1 protein-coding gene is annotated in these 1174 nt (G+C 64.2%); it reads right to left on the bottom strand.

Translation table 11 applies throughout. The features are described from left to right. Positions 1–1091 (bottom strand): IS256 family transposase (locus G6027_RS16830; protein WP_182638139.1); only part of this gene is annotated, 1091 nt, incomplete at its 3' end. Between the last annotated feature and the right edge of the window lie 83 nt (positions 1092–1174).

Consider the following 1174-nt stretch of genomic DNA (forward strand, 5'->3'; position numbering starts at 1 on the left):
ATCTTTCGGAGTTGATAGTTGATCGACTCGATCTGGTTCGTCGTGTAGATGACCTTGCGGATCTCGGGGGTGAACGCCAGGAACGGAGTGAAGTCCTCCCAGGCATTGCGCCACGCCATCACCGCCGCTGGCGCCTTGGTGCCCCAGGTCTCGGCGAAGGCCTCCATCGCCAGCTCGGCCGCCTCGATGGTGGCCGCAGTGTAGATCGGCTTCATGTCCCTGGCCATGCTCTTGCGGTCGGCGTAGGAGGCGTACTTCATGGCCGAGCGCAGGAGATGCACCACGCAGGTCTGCACCACGGTCTCGGGGTAGACGCTGTTGACCGCGGCCGGCAACCCGGTCAGTCCGTCGCAGCACAAGATCAGGATGTCCTTGGCTCCGCGATTGCGGATCTCGGTCAGCACGCCTGCCCAGAACTTGGCCCCCTCGGTGGCGCCGAGCCACAGGCCCAGCACCTGCTTGCGGCCCTCCAGATCGACCCCTACGGCCACGTGACAGGCTTTGTTAGCCACGACCCCGCCGTCGCGGATCTTCAGCCAGATCGCGTCGATGTAGACGATCGGGTACACCGTCTCCAGCGGCCTGGACTGCCAGAGTGCAATCTCGTCGGCAACCACGTCGGTGACCCTGGAGATAGTCGCGGCGGAGACCGTGGAGCCGTAGATCTCCTCCATATGTGAGCTGATGTCCCTAGTGGTCATTCCACGGGCGTAGAGGGACAGGATCATGTCCTCGACCTTGCCGACCCGGCGGGCGCGTTTGGGGACGATGACCGGCTCGAACGAGCTATTGCGGTCCCGCGGCACGGTGAGCTGCACGGGGCCCTGGAGGGTCTGCACGGACTTGGTGGTCTTGCCGTTGCGGGAGTTGCCGCTCCCGTGCCCGGCGGGGTCGCCGGATTCATAGCCCAGGTGGTCGCTGAGCTCGACCTCCATGGCCCGCTCCAGCACGGCCTTGGTCATCCGTGTCAACAACTCCTCGACGCCGTGACGGCCCTCGCCCAGCTCCTCGGCGGCGGTCACCAGGGCATCGATCTGATCGGCGTTCAGCACCCCAGCAAGAGGGTTCTGCGCATCAGCTACTTCAGTCATTCGGTCGATCCTTCCGGAGGTGAAACCCGTAGGTCACACCTCGGTACGAGACCGGACCCTTACACACTCAATGAAACACCCTC

The organism is Dietzia sp. SLG310A2-38A2 (assembly GCF_014145095.1).
Taxonomy (GTDB): Bacteria; Actinomycetota; Actinomycetes; order Mycobacteriales; family Mycobacteriaceae; genus Dietzia.